18 protein-coding genes are annotated in these 17,784 nt (G+C 62.5%); 12 read left to right on the top strand and 6 right to left on the bottom strand.

Annotation, left to right across the window (positions count from 1 at the left end; genetic code table 11):
• Positions 1 to 73 precede the first annotated feature (73 nt).
• Positions 74 to 2,275 (top strand): OsmC domain/YcaO domain-containing protein, encoded by a 2,202-nt coding sequence (locus NCCP436_RS02400; protein ID WP_220802199.1) that lies wholly within the window; start codon positions 74 to 76, stop codon positions 2,273 to 2,275.
• 33 nt (positions 2,276 to 2,308) lie between these two features.
• Here the strand turns inward: NCCP436_RS02400 and NCCP436_RS02395 are convergent, their stop codons facing one another.
• Positions 2,309 to 3,457: a phosphatidylserine/phosphatidylglycerophosphate/cardiolipin synthase family protein gene (locus tag NCCP436_RS02395; protein ID WP_220802198.1), complete on the bottom strand. Its 1,149-nt coding sequence runs from the start codon at positions 3,455 to 3,457 to the stop codon at positions 2,309 to 2,311.
• A 294-nt stretch (positions 3,458 to 3,751) separates the two neighbouring features.
• Between NCCP436_RS02395 and NCCP436_RS02390 the strand changes: the two genes are divergently transcribed.
• From NCCP436_RS02390 to NCCP436_RS02380, 3 genes are all read left to right on the top strand, one after another.
• Positions 3,752 to 4,243, top strand: coding sequence for a DUF6231 family protein (locus NCCP436_RS02390; RefSeq protein WP_220802197.1), 492 nt, complete (start codon positions 3,752 to 3,754; stop codon positions 4,241 to 4,243).
• Positions 4,244 to 4,248: 5 nt separating this feature from the next.
• Positions 4,249 to 4,731, top strand: a complete 483-nt coding sequence (locus NCCP436_RS02385) for a YchJ family protein (protein ID WP_375709462.1) — start codon at positions 4,249 to 4,251, stop codon at positions 4,729 to 4,731.
• 66 nt (positions 4,732 to 4,797) lie between these two features.
• Positions 4,798 to 5,913 (top strand): hypothetical protein, encoded by a 1,116-nt coding sequence (locus NCCP436_RS02380; protein WP_220802196.1) that lies wholly within the window; start codon positions 4,798 to 4,800, stop codon positions 5,911 to 5,913.
• A gap of 21 nt (positions 5,914 to 5,934) precedes the next feature.
• Here NCCP436_RS02380 and NCCP436_RS02375 read toward each other — a convergent pair whose 3' ends face one another.
• A complete protein-coding gene (locus NCCP436_RS02375) occupies positions 5,935 to 6,477 on the bottom strand; it encodes a hypothetical protein (RefSeq protein ID WP_220802195.1) in 543 nt (180 codons plus the stop codon).
• A 188-nt stretch (positions 6,478 to 6,665) separates the two neighbouring features.
• Between NCCP436_RS02375 and NCCP436_RS02370 the strand changes: the two genes are divergently transcribed.
• The 6 genes from NCCP436_RS02370 to NCCP436_RS02345 all read left to right on the top strand — a co-directional run bounded on the left by NCCP436_RS02370 (position 6,666) and on the right by NCCP436_RS02345 (position 14,330).
• Positions 6,666 to 7,163 carry an LEA type 2 family protein gene (locus tag NCCP436_RS02370; protein ID WP_220802493.1) on the top strand — a complete coding sequence of 166 codons (498 nt, stop codon included), beginning with the start codon at positions 6,666 to 6,668 and terminating at the stop codon, positions 7,161 to 7,163.
• 4 nt (positions 7,164 to 7,167) lie between these two features.
• Positions 7,168 to 7,356, top strand: a complete 189-nt coding sequence (locus NCCP436_RS02365) for an SEC-C metal-binding domain-containing protein (RefSeq protein ID WP_220802194.1) — start codon at positions 7,168 to 7,170, stop codon at positions 7,354 to 7,356.
• Positions 7,357 to 7,363: 7 nt separating this feature from the next.
• On the top strand, positions 7,364 to 7,825 hold the full coding sequence (locus NCCP436_RS02360) for a DUF2489 domain-containing protein (RefSeq protein WP_220802193.1): 462 nt from the start codon (positions 7,364 to 7,366) through the stop codon (positions 7,823 to 7,825).
• A 104-nt stretch (positions 7,826 to 7,929) separates the two neighbouring features.
• The gene (locus NCCP436_RS02355) at positions 7,930 to 10,443 is read left to right on the top strand and encodes a penicillin acylase family protein (RefSeq protein ID WP_220802192.1); all 2,514 of its coding nucleotides are present in this window, start codon (positions 7,930 to 7,932) and stop codon (positions 10,441 to 10,443) included.
• A gap of 169 nt (positions 10,444 to 10,612) precedes the next feature.
• Entirely contained in the window at positions 10,613 to 11,500 is an 888-nt protein-coding gene (locus NCCP436_RS02350) for a helix-turn-helix domain-containing protein (protein ID WP_220802191.1), read from the top strand.
• Positions 11,501 to 11,699: 199 nt separating this feature from the next.
• Positions 11,700 to 14,330, top strand: coding sequence for a DEAD/DEAH box helicase (locus NCCP436_RS02345; RefSeq protein ID WP_220802190.1), 2,631 nt, complete (start codon positions 11,700 to 11,702; stop codon positions 14,328 to 14,330).
• 9 nt (positions 14,331 to 14,339) lie between these two features.
• Here the strand turns inward: NCCP436_RS02345 and NCCP436_RS02340 are convergent, their stop codons facing one another.
• On the bottom strand, positions 14,340 to 14,804 hold the full coding sequence (locus tag NCCP436_RS02340) for a phosphate-starvation-inducible protein PsiE (protein ID WP_220802492.1): 465 nt from the start codon (positions 14,802 to 14,804) through the stop codon (positions 14,340 to 14,342).
• Positions 14,805 to 15,075: 271 nt separating this feature from the next.
• On the opposite strand from NCCP436_RS02340, the gene NCCP436_RS02335 reads away from it, so the two are divergent.
• A complete protein-coding gene (locus tag NCCP436_RS02335) occupies positions 15,076 to 15,336 on the top strand; it encodes a YebG family protein (protein WP_220802189.1) in 261 nt (86 codons plus the stop codon).
• Positions 15,337 to 15,359: 23 nt separating this feature from the next.
• Here NCCP436_RS02335 and NCCP436_RS02330 read toward each other — a convergent pair whose 3' ends face one another.
• On the bottom strand, positions 15,360 to 15,596 hold the full coding sequence (locus NCCP436_RS02330; RefSeq protein ID WP_220802188.1) for a hypothetical protein: 237 nt from the start codon (positions 15,594 to 15,596) through the stop codon (positions 15,360 to 15,362).
• A gap of 378 nt (positions 15,597 to 15,974) precedes the next feature.
• Between NCCP436_RS02330 and NCCP436_RS02325 the strand changes: the two genes are divergently transcribed.
• Complete coding sequence (locus NCCP436_RS02325; RefSeq protein WP_220802187.1) at positions 15,975 to 16,778, top strand: SirB1 family protein; 804 nt, start codon at positions 15,975 to 15,977, stop codon at positions 16,776 to 16,778.
• A 48-nt stretch (positions 16,779 to 16,826) separates the two neighbouring features.
• Here NCCP436_RS02325 and NCCP436_RS02320 read toward each other — a convergent pair whose 3' ends face one another.
• Together NCCP436_RS02320 and NCCP436_RS02315 are read right to left on the bottom strand one after the other, a co-directional pair.
• Complete coding sequence (locus NCCP436_RS02320; protein ID WP_220802186.1) at positions 16,827 to 17,249, bottom strand: DUF4124 domain-containing protein; 423 nt, start codon at positions 17,247 to 17,249, stop codon at positions 16,827 to 16,829.
• Between the two features lie 50 nt (positions 17,250 to 17,299).
• Positions 17,300 to 17,671: a tol-pal system YbgF family protein gene (locus NCCP436_RS02315; RefSeq protein WP_220802185.1), complete on the bottom strand. Its 372-nt coding sequence runs from the start codon at positions 17,669 to 17,671 to the stop codon at positions 17,300 to 17,302.
• Between the last annotated feature and the right edge of the window lie 113 nt (positions 17,672 to 17,784).

The raw sequence follows: 17,784 nt of genomic DNA, 5'->3' as shown, positions 1-17,784 counted from the left end.
CTGCCGAAGCGACAAGACTTCCGCCACAAAACCCGGATAATGGCGCACTTTGTTTCATTCGCCGGTGTGCCCCATGGAAATCAAGGTCAACTTTCTCGACAACCTGCGCCTGGAGGCGAAGTTCGACGACTTTACCGTCATCGCCGACCAGCCTATCCGCTACAAGGGTGACGGCTCGGCACCGGGGCCGTTCGACTACTTCCTGGCATCCTCGGCACTGTGCGCGGCCTACTTCGTCAAGCTCTACTGCCAGACGCGGGGTATCCCTACCGAGAACATCCGCCTGTCGCAGAACAACATCGTCGATCCGGAAAACCGCTACGCGCAGACCTTCAAGATTCAGGTCGAGCTGCCCGCCGATATCTCCGAAAAGGATCGTCAGGGCATCCTGCGCTCCATCGACCGCTGCACGGTGAAGAAGGTGGTGCAGCAGGGCCCCGAATTCATCATCAAGGAAGTCGCCAACCTCGACGCCGATGCCCAGGCCCTGCTGATGCTGGAAGACACCGGCACACGCACGCAGATTCCGGGCAAGGATGCGCCGCTGGAGGAGACCATCGCACGGCTTTCCGGGCTGATTGCCGATATGGGCATGAAGATCGAGATCGCCTCCTGGCGCAATATCGTGCCCAACGTCTGGTCGCTGCACCTGCGCGATACCCAGTCGCCACTGTGCTTCACCAACGGCAAGGGGGCGACCAAGGAAGCAGCGCTGGCCTCGGCGCTCGGCGAGTTCCTTGAACGTCTGAACTGCAATTTCTTCTACAACGACCAGTACTGGGGCGAGGAGATTGCCAACGCTGACTTCGTCCATTACCCCGAGGAGCGCTGGTTCAAACCGGGGCCGAAGGATGCGCTGCCGGCCGAAATCCTCGACGAGCACTGCCGCGCCATCTATGACCCGGACGGCGAACTGCGCGCTTCGCACCTGTACGACACCAACTCGGGCAACACCGCGCGCGGCATCTGCTCGCTGCCGTTCGTGCGCCAGTCCGACGGCGAGACGGTGTACTTCCCCTCCAACCTGATCGAAAACCTCTACCTGTCCAACGGCATGAGCGCCGGCAACACCCTGGCCGAGGCACAGGTACAGTGCCTGTCAGAAATCTTCGAGCGAGCGGTCAAGCGCGAGATCCTGGAGAACGAGCTGGCCTTGCCGGACGTGCCGCAGGCCGTGCTGGAGAAGTATCCGCAGATCCTCGCCGGCATTCGCGCTCTGGAGGAACAGGGCTTTCCGGTGCTGGTCAAGGACGCTTCGCTCGGCGGACAGTACCCGGTGATGTGCGTGACCCTGATGAACCCGCGCACCGGCGGCGTGTACGCCTCCTTCGGAGCCCATCCGCGGCTGGAAGTGGCACTGGAGCGCAGCCTGACCGAGTTGCTCCAGGGGCGCAGCTTCGAGGGCCTGAACGACCTGCCGCAGCCTACCTTCGAAAGCCAGGCGCTGACGGAACCGAACAACTTCGTCGAGCACTTCATCGACTCCAGCGGCGTGGTCTCCTGGCGCTTCTTCAGTGCCCGGGCCGACTACCCCTTCGTCGAGTGGGACTTTTCCGCCAAAGGTGAGGATCCCAACGCGCAGGAAGCCGCGACCCTGTTCGGCCTGCTCGAGGAAATGGGTCACGAGGTTTACATGGCGGTCTATCAACACCTTGGAGCCACCGCCTGCCGCATTCTGGTGCCGGGCTACTCGGAGATCTACCCGATCGACGACCTGATCTGGGACAACACCAACAAGGCCCTGCTGTTCCGCCAGGACATCCTCAACCTGCATCGTCTGAGCGACCGCGAGCTCAAATCCCTGCTGCGCAACCTGAACAACTGCGAGGTGGACGAGTACACGGACATCAGTACGCTGATCGGAATCGAGTTCGACGACAACACCGTCTGGGGACAACTGACCATCCTCGAACTGAAGCTGCTGATCAACCTGGCACTGAAGAAGTTCGAGGATGCCAAGGAGCAGGTGGAGATGTTCCTGCAGTACAACGACAACACGGTCGAGCGCGGGCTGTTCTACCAGGCGTTGAACGTGGTGCTGGAGGTGCACCTGGACGACGAGCTGGAGCTGGCGGACTACGAAACCAACTTCCGTCGCATGTTCGGCAACGAACGCATGGATGCCGCCATCGGCGCGCTGGACGGCAGTGTACGGTTCCATGGTCTGACACCGACCAGCATGCAGCTCGAAGGGCTCGACCGCCACCTGCGGCTGATCGACAGCCTCAAGAAGCTGCACGCAGCCCGCGCCCGGGCAGTCGGCCTGAACGGCTGAACAGCGAACGCCGAATGACACACAGACGAGCGTTCAGCGACGGTGTTTGAGAAGGTTGACCGCCAAGCGCTCGAGCCAGCCCCACAGGCGCTGCTGCAGGCGGCGCCAGAGCGGTCGCTGTCGCCAATCCTCCAGGGTGATTTCACGGCTGCGGGCAAAATCCTCGCTGAAACTGGCCGCCACCTCTTGGCTGAACGAGGGATCGAGCACCTCGACATTGGCATCAAGGTTGAAATGCAGGTTCCAGTGATCGAAGTTGCACGAACCGACACTAACCCAGTCATCAACCAGCACCATCTTCAGATGCAGAAAGCGCGGTTGGTACTCAAAGATGCGTACGCCGGCGCGCAGCAGCTTGGGGTAGTAGCGTTGCCCGGCAAAACGCACCGGCGGATGATCGGTATTGCGTCCGGCCAGCAGCAGTCGTACCTCCACCCCGCGGGAGGCCGCCTGGCGCAGGGCTCGGCGAATTTTCCAGGTTGGCAGGAAGTACGGCGTGGCCAGCCATACCCGACGGCGGGCACCACGCAATGCGCGTAGCAGCGCCAGCAGGATATCCCGGTGCTGAGCCGCATCGGCATAGGCGACCCGGCCCAGACCGCTGCCTATGCGCGGCCGCTCCGGCAGTCTCTGGGGTACGGCCGGGTGATTTGGCCGCCAGGAAAAACGTGCGCGCCACTGGAATTCGAACAACCGCTGCCAGTCGCTGACCAGCGGCCCTTCGATCGCCACCATGGTTTCATGCCAGGGACTCTGCGGCTCGTCCGGCAGCCAGAATTCATCGGTGGAGCCAGTACCGCCAACGTAGGCCAGCCGCTCGTCCACCAGCAACAGCTTGCGGTGGTCACGATGGAAATTGCGGATACCACGCCGCCAGCGCAACGGGTTGTACCAACGCACCTGCACCTGTGCCTGCTGCAGTTGCTGCCTCAGGCTGCTTCCCAGCCCGGCGCCGCCGTAGGCATCGAACAGGCAGCGCACACTGACCCCGCGCGCACTGGCCCGGCACAGTGCCTCGGCCAGGCGCCAACTGCACTGGCCATCCTCGATCAGATACAGTTCCAGCTCCACCTGCCGCTCAGCCCCGTCGATAGCCGCAAGCATATGCGGGAAGAAACTCTGGCCGTCGATCAGCAGCTCGAAGCGATTGCCCCCGCGCCAGGGAAAGATCGTACCTTGCATCAGCGAACCAGAGGTGCGCGGATCGCCGCGTACCAGAAGAGAAGTGGCCCGCAGCAATCGCAACAATCAGCGCAGAGACGAATCACCTGAACAAAGCGAAAGGTTCGGACGAGCAGCGAACGGCGCATGGGAACTCGGCAAGCAACATGACCAGGCGGCAACCATAGTCCGCCTCCGTCGCGCTTGCCAAGCTCGTGCCGGAAAAGGCTTGATCGCACCCGGACACGCCGCTACAACGCACTGACAAACCAACCGGCCGGTCGCTCAGGCCTGTCGCCGCCCCGAGGATTTCCGATGGACGCCAGTCCCCGTACACCCCAGCAAGCGCTGGCCGCCCTGCTCGACCATCACCACCCCGAGCGCCTGCTACTGCTCGGCGCCAGCGAGCTGCCCACGCTGCAGGCCTTCCGCCAGGCCCATCCGCAGAGCCGCCTGTTCAATGCTGCGGCGGCACCACTGCCTGCTGAACTGGCAGCGCTGCGCTTCGACCTGGCGCTACTGGCCGACTGTCTGGAGCACCTGCCCCGTAACGAGGGGCTGCATCTGCTGGCCGGCATCCGCAATCTCAATGCCAGCCGAATCGCGGTACTGGTCGACCTGCAAGCCGCAGGCTGGCAGGAAACCGACTTCTTCGCCCTGGCCATGCAGGTGCAGGAACGCTTTCAGCGTGACGGGCAAACGCTACACCTGTTCACCTATGATCTGCTCGAATACAAACCGGCACCGGACTGGCTGAATGCCAGGTTTTGGGCCAACCCGGAAAACTTCGGCAAGTACTGGTGGTAGCACACATGAACCTGACTGCACAGAACTGCCCCTGCGGCACGGGCCTGCCACTGGATCAGTGCTGCGCGCCATATCACCATGATCTGCCGGCACCAAGCGCGGAGCAACTGATGCGCTCACGCTACACAGCCTATGTGCTAGGGCTGGTGGACTACCTGGCGGCCACCACCCTGCCGGCTCAACAGGCCGCTCTCGACCGCGCCGCAATCATGGCCTGGAGTGCACAGAGCACCTGGCTCGGACTGAAAGTCGAAAGCAGCGAAGTATTCGCCGGACAACCCGAGCATGCTCAGGTCACCTTCACCGCACGCTGGCACGACGACCAGGGCGAACATAGCCACCACGAGCGCTCCGCCTTCGTCCGGGTCAACGGCCGCTGGTACTTTATCGACCCGACGGTGCCACTGCGGGCCGGGCGCAACGATCCCTGCCCCTGCGACAGTGGACAGAAGTTCAAGAAATGCTGCGCTGCCTACCTCCGCGCCTGACTGGCATCCGCATCGCTTTCTGCTTGAGTTGAAAGGCCAAAGCACACTTTCACAAGGAGATCGTCAATGCACAAGCGGAGCACAATCGGAATCCTTATCGCCGCTCTTCTAGGCGGCTGCACGGGCCTGCCCAGTGACAGCGGGGAGTTCGTTGACCTCGGCGACAGCCAGCGGGTTACCCGGCTGTTCGCCTACCCCAACAACTGCAACGTAATCTGCTACCGCAACTGGACGCTGGAGCAGACCGTGCAGCATTACCTGGATCAAAGTCTGAAGCGCGACGGTTACCCAGCTGCCAGCGTCCGGGTAGAACGCCGGGACGACCGGGTACTGGCCTACTTCGACGGCACGCCGCCCGGCTATGGCCAGCCGCTACGGCAACTGCTGGACGCCGGCGACCTGGCCTACCAGGGCGCCACTCAGCTCAACCGCGACGGCAAGTGGCAATACAACTGGTATTTCTTCCTGCCACTGGGCATGGCTCTGGAAAGCCGTCGTAGCGTCGAGCTGCTGCACTTCCCGCCGGACTACTCGCTGACCCAGGCCCAGGACTACCTGCGCTCGAACACCACGGATCGCTGGGCCAGCCTGCTTACATTCAACGGCGTTGCCGCAGAGCAGACACCGGCCTACCAGACCATCATCGACATCGCGCCGATCGCCGCACCGGCCAATGCTGGCGGCTCGCTGGAGGCGGTATACGATTATTTCACTGCCTACCAGCAACGCATGGTCGCCGAACTCAGCGCCGGCAGTGGCCAGGGCAGCCTGCCGATAGTGGCCTTCGGCGCCCCAGTACGCAACTGGATCCAGCAGCAGTATGGCGTCCCGCTTGCGGTGCTGGGCCTGGGCCGAATCACCGCCGCGCCTGGCCAGCAGGTCTCGGTGCTCGGCGCCAACCATCCGAGCTACATCTGGTACGCCGCCGATCCGGCCAACAACCAAGGCAGCGAGGAAAAGGCCAACCAGGCCGGCATCCGGGTCATGGGACAGGATCTCAGCGCTGCCTGCTGGCAGGCCGTTATGGGCCGGCAACCTTCGGCGGATCCGCAGCAGACACTGCAAGCCTGCACGCAGAAGTGGCAGGTAACGGATCAGCAGCAAACCTGCGTGCTGTTCTTCGAGAGCGTACGAAACCTGCCGCCGGAGCAAGCAGAGGCGCGCTGCCAGCAGCCCATCTGAACCTTGCCGGACGCCGTCGGGTTACTCCTGCAAGCGCAGGTGCGAAATATCCGGCGGTGGCGGTGCAGCCTCACCTCGCGCCTGGCCCATATCGCTGCCCACTGGGGCCAGGCTGAGGCCCGACAAGTCAAGCATAGGTGGAGGCACCTCCGAACGAGCATCCTGCAAGTCACTGCCAACCGGTGCAATGCCGAAGTCGGGCGCCTGCACCTCGCTGAAGGCCGCCATGTACTCATCGCGCGGCACCACCTTCAGCGCTGCAGGAGGCGTCGGTACCACGGCTGGAGTTGCCGGTGCTGCAGGAGGTGGCGCCAGTTCGATCTCCTCAACCGGCGGATCCAGGTTCACAACCGCAACCCGGGCGCCTGCTCTCTCCAGCGTCGCCCGGTACTTCTCCGCTGCTGCTTCGTCCAAATTGCTTTTGATAACCACCCGGCGCCCGGAAAACAACATGGCGATACGCTGGGCATCGGCCTGGAACAGCCGCGCCAGGTTAGCCTTGACCGTCTCGGGCTGGGCACCCGGCACCAGTTCCCCGGAAAAGGCAATCTCGTAACGGCTCATGGTCACACTCCTGTCCTATTCGCGCCTCAGTATGGCGCAGCTTCATTCGCACCGACAGCGTGCAAGTCTCAACCCAAACTTCGGACACAACTCCAGAAACAAGCGGACACGGCAGCCAAAATAATGGCATCTTCCCGGTTGCAGCCGAACACGTGCTTGTTACACTGGGGCGCAACGGGGGATATGAAATGCTCTATCAGGCGCAAATGATAAGACTTATCAGCCTATCAGTGTTTTTCGGAGTGATGCTCGGGCTTTCAGGATGCTCCACCTGGGTTAGCAGCGGGTTCAAGGATCCGGATATCCAGCTACTCAAAGTTGAAGTGGTGAAGGCCAGGCTGCTTGAGCAGGAATTCCGTCTTCGTTTTCGCATCGATAATCCCAACGGGGTCAGCCTGCCGGTACGTGGTCTGGACTATAACGTCCATCTCAATGGCATTCTGTTAGCCGAGGGGCATTCCAGCGAATGGTTCACCGTACCGGCGCATGGTCGTCATACCTTCGAAGTTCCTGTACGCACCAACCTGTGGCGCCATGTAAGGCAGGTGGTGAAGATGCTGGAAAAACCCGACACGCCCATTCGCTATGCCTTCAAGGGCGAGGTCAAGACCGGCATGCTGTTCGGCCGGAACGTGCACATGTCGCGCAATGGCGAGATAATTCCCGGAGATTTCCTCCAGGAGTAATTGCATGAACAATCAACCGCACATCCATGGTCCCGACTGCAACCATGATCATCACGACCATGGCCACGTCCATGGTCCACATTGCAATCACGCGCCGCAGGCCCCCGTGCGCAACGCTCTGAAGAACGTTGGTCGCAACGATCCCTGCCCGTGCGGCAGCCAGAAGAAGTTCAAGAAGTGCCACGGCGCCTAACGGCCTGATGAGTACCTTGTATCTCACACTACTGGCCGGCCTGCTGCTGATTGTCGGGCTGGCCGTCTATGCACTGTCGCTCTGGCGTCAGGTCTGGGCTCGCCAGCGCTCCGAAAAGAACGCCGCCGAGGCGCGCCGGAAGCAACTTGGCAAAAACATCGGCCTGCTCGCCAGCAGCCTGCTGGACGAACAGGTTCCGCTCATTGAAGGGGCCATCCGGATCAAGGTGTTGCTCGATCACTACGACAGTAGTCTGAGCGGCGATGCTCGCTGCCTGGTCTTTCACAGACTCTTCGAAGCAACTGCCGACGTCCCCACCCATGCTGCCTGGAAAGCTCTGCCACGTAGCGACAGGCGCCGCTACGAAACCCGCTTTCAGGAGCTGGAGCTACAGCACAAGGCCGCAGCCCGTACGGCCGCCCGCTGGCTGCTCGACGACGGGCTCAGGGAAACGCAGGCCGACACCTGAACGGCTCTTGCCAGGCCCGGCCACTCTCATTACCTTGGCGCCTTCGCGGTCAGCCTTGGCCGCCACGTCTACCCTAGCCAGAACCTAATCCAAGGAACTTTGCCATGCGCATGCTGGCCTGCCTGGCCCTTGCTGCTTCGCTGGCCGGCCTCGCCGGCTGCCAGTCGCTGCTCACCAGCCGTTATGCCGACAGCGTGCCGCCCAATCGGGGGGTTGAGCGAGTAAAAGGCATTGCCGAAAGCGCGTCGGTACGGCGCAACGCCCTCGGTATGCCGCTGATAGAGTCAGGAACCTTCCACGACGCCCTGTTCACACTCGGCTATGTCCATGCCGGCGACCGGCTCAGTCAGATGGTCGGCATGCGCCTGCTGGCCCAGGGACGCCTGGCCGAACTGGTCGGCCCCGGGGCACTGGAGACTGACCGCTTCATGCGCGCGGCAAACCTGAAGAAAAGCGCCGAGCTGCTATATGCCGATGCTTCACCGCGCCTGAAGCGCTTCTTCGAGGTCTACGCCCGCGGCGTCAACGCCTACATTTTCCGCTATCGAAGCCGCTTGCCGATGGATCTGGCCGAAGCCGGCTACCGGCCCGAATACTGGAAGCCCGAAGATTCGGTACTGCTTTTCTGCCTGCTCAACTTCGGTCTGGCGGTGAATCTGCAAGAGGAGATTGCCGCACTGACCCTAGCCCAGCGCGTGGGCATCGACAAACTGCCCTGGCTGTTGCCGATTTACCCGGACGAGCCACTGCCCTTTGCCGAAGCAGAAAAGCTTGCCGGCCTCGATCTCGACGGCCAACTGCCGGATCTGCAAGCCTTGGCTCACAACGCCAAGCTAGTGGCCGGGCAGCACATGCTTGGCGTCGCTGCCTCGAACAACTGGGCCATTTCCCCGGCACGCAGCCGTGGCGGCAAGAGTCTGCTGGCCAACGATACCCATCTGCCGCTCAGCCTGCCGTCGCTGTGGAACTTCGTACAGATCCGCTCGCCCCGATTCCAGGCCGCCGGCGTTTCCCTGGCAGGCATTCCGGCCGTGATAGCCGGCTACAACGGCAAACTGGCCTGGGGCATGACCATGGTCATGGGCGATAACCAGGATCTGTTCCTCGAACAAATCCGCAACCAGGGAGGGCGCCTGAGCTACCTGGCTGACGGCCAGTGGCTGCCGCTACAGGAACGACAGGAAACCTTCTTCATCCGTGGCCAGCGCCCAATCCGCGAGACCTTCTACGAAACCCGCAACGGCCCTCTGCTCAACCCGGTGCTTGGTGAGCGCCAGCACCCGCTGCAGCCGTTAGCACTGCGCAGCGGCTACGGCCTGGCACTAAAGACCACCCAGTTCGAACGAGACAGGAGCCTTGACGCCTTCTTTGATCTGTCCCGCGCCCAGTCGGTGGACGAGGCCTTCGAGGCCGCCCGGGAAATCCGCGCCATGCCGCTGAATATGGTGTTCGCCGACGCAGAACACATCGGCTGGCAAGTCACCGGACGCTACCCGAACCGCCGTGAGGGCCGTGGCCTGCTGCCCTCTCCGGGCTGGGACTCCCGCTATGGCTGGGACGGCTTCGCCGACCCGATGCTGCACCCTTACGACCAGGATCCAGCGCAAGGCTGGCTGGGCACCGCCAACGAGCGCAGCGTACCTCCAGGATACGGCATGCAGCTTTCCAGCTCCTGGTATTACCCCGAGCGAGCCGAGCGTCTGGCTGAACTGGCTGGCCAGGGCCGTCACGACAGCCGCAGCATGATCGCCATGCAGTACGACCAGACTTCCCCCTTCGTCGGCAAACTGCAGGCCATGTTCAACGACCCGCTGATGCACGACTCGCTGCGCCTGGCTGTCGCCGCACTGCCGGCGGATCGACGCACGCGCGCCGAGGAGGCCTTGCAACGACTGCTCGCCTTTGACGGCCGGCTTGCCGCCAGTTCGGCCGATGCCGCACTGTACGCCGCCTTCCTGCATGAAAGCGCGCGACAGATTTTCCTCGATGAGCTGGGCCCGGAAGATTCGCCGGCCTGGCAGGCGCTGGTGGAAACCGCCGGAACCTCCTACTCAGCCCAGGCTGACCACCTGCTAGGACGCCCCGACAGTCCCTTCTGGGACGACCAGAGTACTAAGCAGCAGGAGGACAAGCCGGCCATCCTCGCCCGCAGCCTGGCCGCCAGCATCGAGCTGCTGGAAAGCCGTCTGGGGCCGGATCGCCGCCGCTGGCAATGGGGCCGCCTGCACAGCTATGTCTGGCAGAGCGACAGCAGCCGACAGGCACCCTACATGAGTACCCGCGAGCGTACCGGCATTCAGGCACTCAAGGGCTACCTGGATCGCGGCCCATATCCGGCCGGCGGCGATCACTCCACCTTGAACGTATCAGCCTATGCCTGGGGGCAGGACTTCGACACCACGCTGATCCCCGCCATCCGTCTGATCGTCGACTTCGCCGCCGACGAGCCGATGCTCGGCCTCAACAGCACCGGCCAGTCGGGCAACCCGGCCAGCCGTCACTACGCCGACGGTATCGACGCCTGGCTCAAGGGCGGTTACATGAGTTTCCCCTTTAAGTCGGAAAACCTCGACACAGTTTATGGCAGCCAACGGCTGTTGTTACTGCCGGGCCAGTAAAAATTTTCACAAGCAGAGGAACTTTCTCCTCTAGCCCGACTCAAAGCGTATGACTTACTCCATGGAACATCTTGCTTGAGGCGCCTACGGCGCCTTTTCTTTTGCTCGCCTTACAAGCCGCTGCCCTTTGTACTTCACCCGCAGTAGCATGCATCTACGGGAGGGCGCCATGGCGACGTTCGAGAATCTGCAGGTATTTCAGAGCATGAGCCGCTCAGCCAACGCGCGGCTGCACAACCTTGCCGAACTGGGCAGCGGCCTGAACGTAGCGCGCTGGAGCAATACCCATGACGCACGCGACTACCTGGCCCCCAACCACCACACACTGTCCTGCTACCTTAGCGGCGGCACCAGCACCTTTCGCCGCGACGACCCGAGCCGCAAGGGCGCCCCGGATCGGCTATGCATCTTGCCTGCCGGACATCAGTCGGCCTGGGTTATCAACGGCGACATTCAGCTGGCCCACCTTTACGTGGACGAAGAACAGTTCGCTCTGACCACCGTAACCCTGCTGGATCGGGAGCCACGCAGCCTGCAACTGGCCGAGGCAACCTTTCTCGAGGATCCGGCTCAGGCTGCGCGCTTTCGTCAGCTCTGCGCTCTCGACTGGCAGGAGCCGGGTGAGCGTCTGCTGGCCAGCAGCCTGGCCCACGACCTGCTGAACCACGCCCTGCTGACCCAGGCAGGGCAGCGCCAGGGACTGCGCGTGCGCGGCGGCCTGGCACCACAACAGCGCCGACGGCTATGTGAGTTTATCGAGCAACATCTGGATACCCCTCTGCCACTGAGTCAACTGGCGGCGCTCTGCACACTCTCCGAATACCACTTCGCTCGCATGTTCCAGAGCAGCTTCGGCCTACCCCCCCATCGCTACGTGTTGGCTCGACGCCTGACCCGGGCCTGTCAACTGCTGCGCCACTCTCCATTGCCACTTGGCGAGGTTGCCCTGGCCTGCGGTTTCGCCAGCGCCAGCCACTTCAGCAACCGTTTCCGCCAGACATTCAGCGCGACGCCTGGCCAGTACCGCGCCGCATTTCAGGCACTGGCGACTCGCTAGGCGCTGTACGAAAAGCGCCTGCGCTCAACGAATCTTCATACAGAACCTAGTCCGCCACCTCTGCCTGCGCACAAACTGCTGTCGATACGAAGCGTCTGCCCGAGCCTGCTAATTGCCAGGCAGTTGTGCGAAAATCCGCCGTTTTGCATTGCCGTGACCCAGTCATGCGTCTATCAGATTTCCGTCAGGGGCTTCACTGATGGCCCTGGATATCCACCAACTTCGCCAAGATGACTGGCGCTCCGAGTTCGGTGCCGGCGACCTGCGCCGCGGCATCGCCTATGCCGAGGAACAGCGCAGCAAGCTGCTCAAACTGCGCGACAACAGTCTGCTGGCCACCTGTCGCGGCTCCGGCAACGTGAGTTACCAGCAGCGCATCACCCTGCATCCCTACGGACGCAAGTGGAGCGTGACCGGTCATTGCAGTTGCCCGGTCGGCTTCAACTGCAAGCATGTGGTGGCGGCACTGCTCACCCTGGAAGCACGCCAACGCGACGGCAGTGACCTGTCGGAAATCGTCGTAGTGCGCCAGCCGCTGGCCGAAACCCGCCTGGAGAGTATTACTCCTACCGCCGTACTCAGCCTCGGCAGTCAGGTTCGGGTACAGTTCGATGCACGCAGGGGGCGCATGCAGGAGCAAACCCAGCACCGCGCCGCACTGGCCTTCGACTATGCCGGTCACCGGGTCTTCGGCAAGCCGGCCCGCGATCTGGTCAAGCGCCTGGACGAACACACCAACCTGCGCCTGATCCGCGATGCTGCCGCCGAATCCAAGCTGCGCAAGCGTCTGGAAGGCCTGGGTCTGCAGGTTGCGCTACGCCAGAGCGATGCCTTGCCAGCCGAGGCCGGTGAGCCCTTTGAGCTGCCTCACGAGCGGGACTGGCTGAGCTTTGTCAGGCAGCAGGTTCCGCGCCTGCGCGCCGAGGGCTGGCAGATCCACATCCACCCGGACTTCCACTACAACCTGGCCGAAGTCGACGACTGGTACGCGCAGATCGAAGAGGATCCGCAACAGAACTGGTTCGACCTGGAACTGGGTATCGAAGTCGAGGGCCAACGCCTGAGTCTGCTGCCGATTCTGCTGCAGGCGATCCGCCGGACGCCCTGGCTGCTGGCTCCTGAAGCGCTGGCCCAACGTCCAGACGAGGACTTCCTGCTGGTCAGCCTGCCCCAGGGAGGCAAGCGCCTCGCGCTGCCCTTTGCCCGACTCAAGCCATTACTGGCCACCCTTGGTGAACTGTATTTTCGTGACCCCGGCGAGGAACACCTGCCTCTGCGCCTCGGCCGTGCCGATGCGGCACGCCTGACCGGACTGACCGGCGACACACTGCTGCGCTGGCAGGGAGGTGAGACCCTGCGCGGCCTTGCCGAACGTCTGCAGCAACTGTCCAACCGGCAGCCTGCAGCCCCTCAGGGCCTGCAGGCCGAGCTGCGTCCTTATCAGCTACAGGGGCTGAACTGGATGCAGACTCTGGCCGAGTTGCGTGTCGGTGGTGTACTGGCCGATGACATGGGTCTGGGCAAGACCCTGCAGACCCTGGCGCACATCCTATGCGAGAAACAGGCAGGACGTCTGGACAGACCGGCACTGATCGTCATGCCTACCAGCCTGATTCCCAACTGGCAGGACGAGGCCGCGCGCTTCACTCCGCAGTTGCGCGTACTGGCTCTGCACGGCAACAAGCGCAAACCGCTGTTTGCCGAAATTGGCGATCACGACCTGATTCTCACCACCTACGCCCTACTGCCACGCGACCTCAAGGCCCTTGGCCAGCAGCAGTTCCGCCTGCTGATTCTCGACGAGGCGCAGAACATCAAGAATCCGCGTAGCAAGGCCGCTAGCGCAGCCACACAGATCAACGCGGATCTGCGTCTATGCCTGACCGGCACACCGCTGGAAAACCATCTGGGCGAGCTATGGTCACTGTTCCACTTCCTCATGCCCGGCTGGCTGGGTGACGCCAAGAGCTTCACCCGCAACTACCGCACCCCCATCGAGAAGCATTCCGATGCCCATCGTCTGACCCACCTCAACGGCCGCATTCGTCCCTTCCTGCTGCGCCGCAGCAAGGAACAGGTCGCCAGCGAACTGCCGCCGAAAACCGAAATCACTCAGTGGGTCGACCTGACCCAGCTACAACGCGACCGCTACGAGACTCTGCGCCTGGCCATGGATCGCAAGGTGCGCGAGGAAATCGCCCGCCAGGGGCTGGCACGCAGTCATATCGTCATCCTTGAAGCACTGCTGAGGCTGCGCCAGAGTTGCTGCGACCTGCGCCTGCTTGACGAAGAGGACACCCGCCTGACGGCTACCGACTCGGGCAAGCTCAACACCCTGCTCGGCATGCTGGAAGAACTGCTCGAAGAAGGTCGGCGGGTACTGCTGTTCTCGCAGTTCACCTCGATGCTGGAGCTGATCGAACAAGAGCTGCAGGTCAGAGGTATCGGCTACGCCAAGCTGACCGGCAGCACCCGTGATCGGCGCACCCCAGTGCAACGTTTTCAGGCCGGCGAATTTCCGGTGTTTCTGATCAGTCTCAAGGCCGGCGGCAGCGGCCTGAACCTCACCGCCGCCGATACCGTGATCCACTTCGACCCCTGGTGGAACCCGGCCGCCGAGGCCCAGGCCAGCGACCGCGCCTACCGTATCGGCCAGGACAAACCGGTATTCGTCTATCGGCTCATCGCCCGAGGCAGCGTCGAAGAGAAGATTCAGCAACTGCAACGAGCCAAGGCCGGCCTGGCCCAAGGCGTACTCGAAGGCGGCAGCCAGGTGCAATGGCAACTGGACGAATCCGATCTGGCCGCCCTGTTCGCTCCACTGGACTGAGCGCGCCCGTCACTCTACGGTGTCGTCGCGCTCGGACTCTGCCTCTTCACGGTTACGCGCCCGGCTGCGCGGATCCGGTCCGGCTACCGCCGGAAAGCGCGACGAGGCATAACGCACGACCAGAATCGCCAGCGCCAGCAGCAGAATCGCCCCAGAGACCATCACCACACCCCAGCCAGGCTTGTGAGTGTGGGAAATGTCAGAGATCAGCAGACGGGTCAGGGCGGTGATGGCCACATAGATCATGAAGCGGATCGGCATGTGGTTGGTCTTGAAATAAATCCCCACCATCGCTGCCAACTCCAGGTAGATGAACAGCAGCAGCACGTCGTCCACCGTAATGTGGCCCTTCTCCAACATGCCGCAGAAGGCCACCACCCCGGCCCAGGCCGTAATCGCGCCAATGGCAAACAGCGCCAGGTAGTGAAAGGCCTCCATCAGCAGATTCCCCAGGGACTCTGCCAGGCCATGCATGTTAATCCGCAGGCGCTCGATCCTATTCAACACGTTGCTCTCCCCCTAGAACGAGATGGCAGACCGACAGCAGTCGTCGGCGCAAGCCACCGATCATGCAGGAAAAGAATGGGTTGCAAAACGACCGTCAACTGTGGCGAATGGCCACAGGCAGCCAAGTCTTGACGATGTTTTCCAGTGCGCCACTGGCAAAATGCCGGAGAGTTCTATATTCTCGCGAATACTGTATAAATATCCAGCACAATCAACATGAAGGCATACGAGGTGATGAATGGCCGTCGAAGTGGTGTACCGCAGCAGTCGCGATCCGGAGCGACTGTTCATGGATAAGGCCGAAGCCGACCGTCACGACAAGATGCTTGAGCTAGCCGAGCGCCTCAGCGAAGTTCTGCATAAGGCGGTGCCTACCTTGTCCGAGGAGCAGGGCGAAGAATTGGGCATTTTCATGGCCAAGAATCGCGAGGTGTTCGCCAGGGCGTTCAGGAGCCAGCCTGACGCCCTGGGCGAGTTGGAGATAGCAACGACCGAGTGAAGCGCCGCGTGACCGGCGTTCGTTCAGTCAGCCTGGTATTGCGCAGCGACCCGCTCCAGCCAGGCGGGCAGATCACGCCGGCGGACGCCTTCTTGCTGCGCCCGGGCCAGTTGCTCCAGCATGAAGCTGCGCTTGCCGGCATCCGCACCGGCCATCGACAGCGCCAGGTCACGGTCGCTCCACTGGCGGATGCGCCGAAACAGCCACCAGTGGAAGTACAGACCGGCAGCCGTGGTAACGACGATGATGAAATAGTCCAAGATTGTCCCTCCGAAGGCCTCACGCTAATCCACGACGCAATCGGCGCCAAGTGCGACGTTGTCGCACAATGCGGGAGCCTGCCATGATCCAGTGCGAACGCGCATATTGAAACAGGCCACGATGATGGCTTCCTGCACCACTAGCTGCAGCGGAAGATTCGGCAACACTCAGCCCCCTGACAGCCATACCAGCACTCCATCGCCCCTCCCCAAGCGTCTTTCCTCGTATTCCCCATGACCTGTCCGCACGCCCAACTGGTACGAGGCCAACAGGCTACACATGGCTGCTCTGAGTTGACTGTTGTATTCGCACAAAGGCACTGCACTGGACGACAGACAAACCAGAGACTACAAGATCAACAGCCACCGGAGAACGCGATGAATCCACGCCAAGCCTGCCTGCAGTGCCTTTATCGCCATCCACCAGCCCTGTTCGAAGCCGCGCTGTGGATAGCCGCCGAACATGACGAACAGCTACAGCCTGGCGAATCAATCGCCAGCCTGAACGATCTGCGCCAGCAGCTTGCCGCCAGCCTCCCGTCACTTCCCGCCCGTGAACTGGCACAACCTCTGCTACGCCGCTTGAGCGAGCTGGGCTTTCGCCAGGACGGCGAAGGCCCGACACGCCCGCGCCATGCCCTGCTTCACCAAGTACTGCGCCATCGTTGCGGACAACCATTGAGCCTAGCCCTGATCGCCATGGAGCTGGCACGAATGCTGGAAATTCCCCTGCAAGGAGTCAACTTCCCCGGCTACTTTCTGCTGCGCGTGCCCGGCGCCGATCATCTGCTCGATCCCTGTGGCGGGCGCCGGCTCTACCCCCGCGATTGCCTGGCGCTGCTGCAACGCCAGCAGACGAGCGACATCACCCTTACTGCCGAGCACCTGAAAACGGCCGGCGCAGTGGATATCCTGCAGAAACTGTCACGCAACCTGCTGGCCCTGCATCTGAGGCAGGACGCGCTGCTGGCTGCGCTCAAGGATGCCGAACGGGTGTTGCAACTCGGCCCGGCGAATCCGCACGATCACCTGGCCCGGGCAGACATCTACCGCCGGCTCGACTGTCCACAGGGCGAACGCTACGACCTGGAGCACGCATTGCTACTGTGTGAACAGGACAGTCTGCGGCTGCAGTTGAGCCAGCGCCTGCGTGCCCTACCGCAGACTCCTTCGCTGCATTAAAGATGCACAGGGCGCATAGCATGCGCTCGCCATCTCTGCCAGCGCAGCTCAGGAACAGCGCCGGGCAATCCGTTCGCGCAGTTGGCGACGGGCGGAGTCGGTTTCCTCGTCGCTGTAGTAAATCCGCTCGCCATCGGCACCAATTCTGAAATAACTGTAGCCTTCTGCAATCCGCGCCAGGCGACGGCGCAGTTCATCGCACTCGTGTGCCCGCGCCCCGCGCAATTCGGCGGCTGCAGCCTCGGCCTGCAGTTGCTCTTCACGCCGCGCCTCGTGCAGGCGCTGACTGCGCGCCTCACGTTCACGGGTATGCTCGTCGCGTTCGACTACCTGCGGTCTGACCTGAACCTGTTCGGCACCAGCCACAGGCCGCTGACCGAAGTGCACCCGGCCCTGCTCGTCGGTCCAGCGGTAGATCTCGGCAACTGCCAGCCCCGGCAGCAAAGTGATAAGCAAGAAAAGCGCACGCATGTCCTTCCTCCCTGATAGGCGGGCACCAGCTTATCTCTCATGGTGTCAGCTCACAATGCGGCAGGCTCGGCCTTGGCCGGCACCGGCCGGTAGTGCCCCAGCAGCTCCAGGGTCTGCAGACGCGCCCGGGCGCGATAGGCGTACTCGCTGGTCGGATAGTGAGCAACGATGTACTGGTAAGTCTGCGCTGCGTCGACGAACAAACTCTCGCGCTCCAGGCACTGGCCGCGCAGCAGCGAGATCTCCGGCTGCAGGTAGCTGCGCGAGCGACTCTTGCGCTCGGCCTGTGACAATTCCAACGCAACCCGCGCACAGTCCCCCTCGTGATAGGCCCGGTACGCATTGTTCAGATGATGGTCGAGCGACCAACGGGTACAGCCCGTAGCGACAAGAGCCACGGTCAGGGCAATCAGCATTCGCATGGATAGTTCCTCCGTTGCGCAATGTATCGACCAAAGGCCGGAAAACTGAAAGACCCGCTGCGGGCTGACGCATATCAAGGCTTCGGCAGCGATTATGGTCTGTAATGCAACAA

The sequence above is a fragment of the Pseudomonas sp. NCCP-436 genome (assembly GCF_019656335.1).
GTDB lineage: Bacteria > Pseudomonadota > Gammaproteobacteria > Pseudomonadales > Pseudomonadaceae > Aquipseudomonas.
Note: the sequence above shows the minus strand (reverse complement) of the source record. Positions and strands in the feature narration are given on the sequence as shown.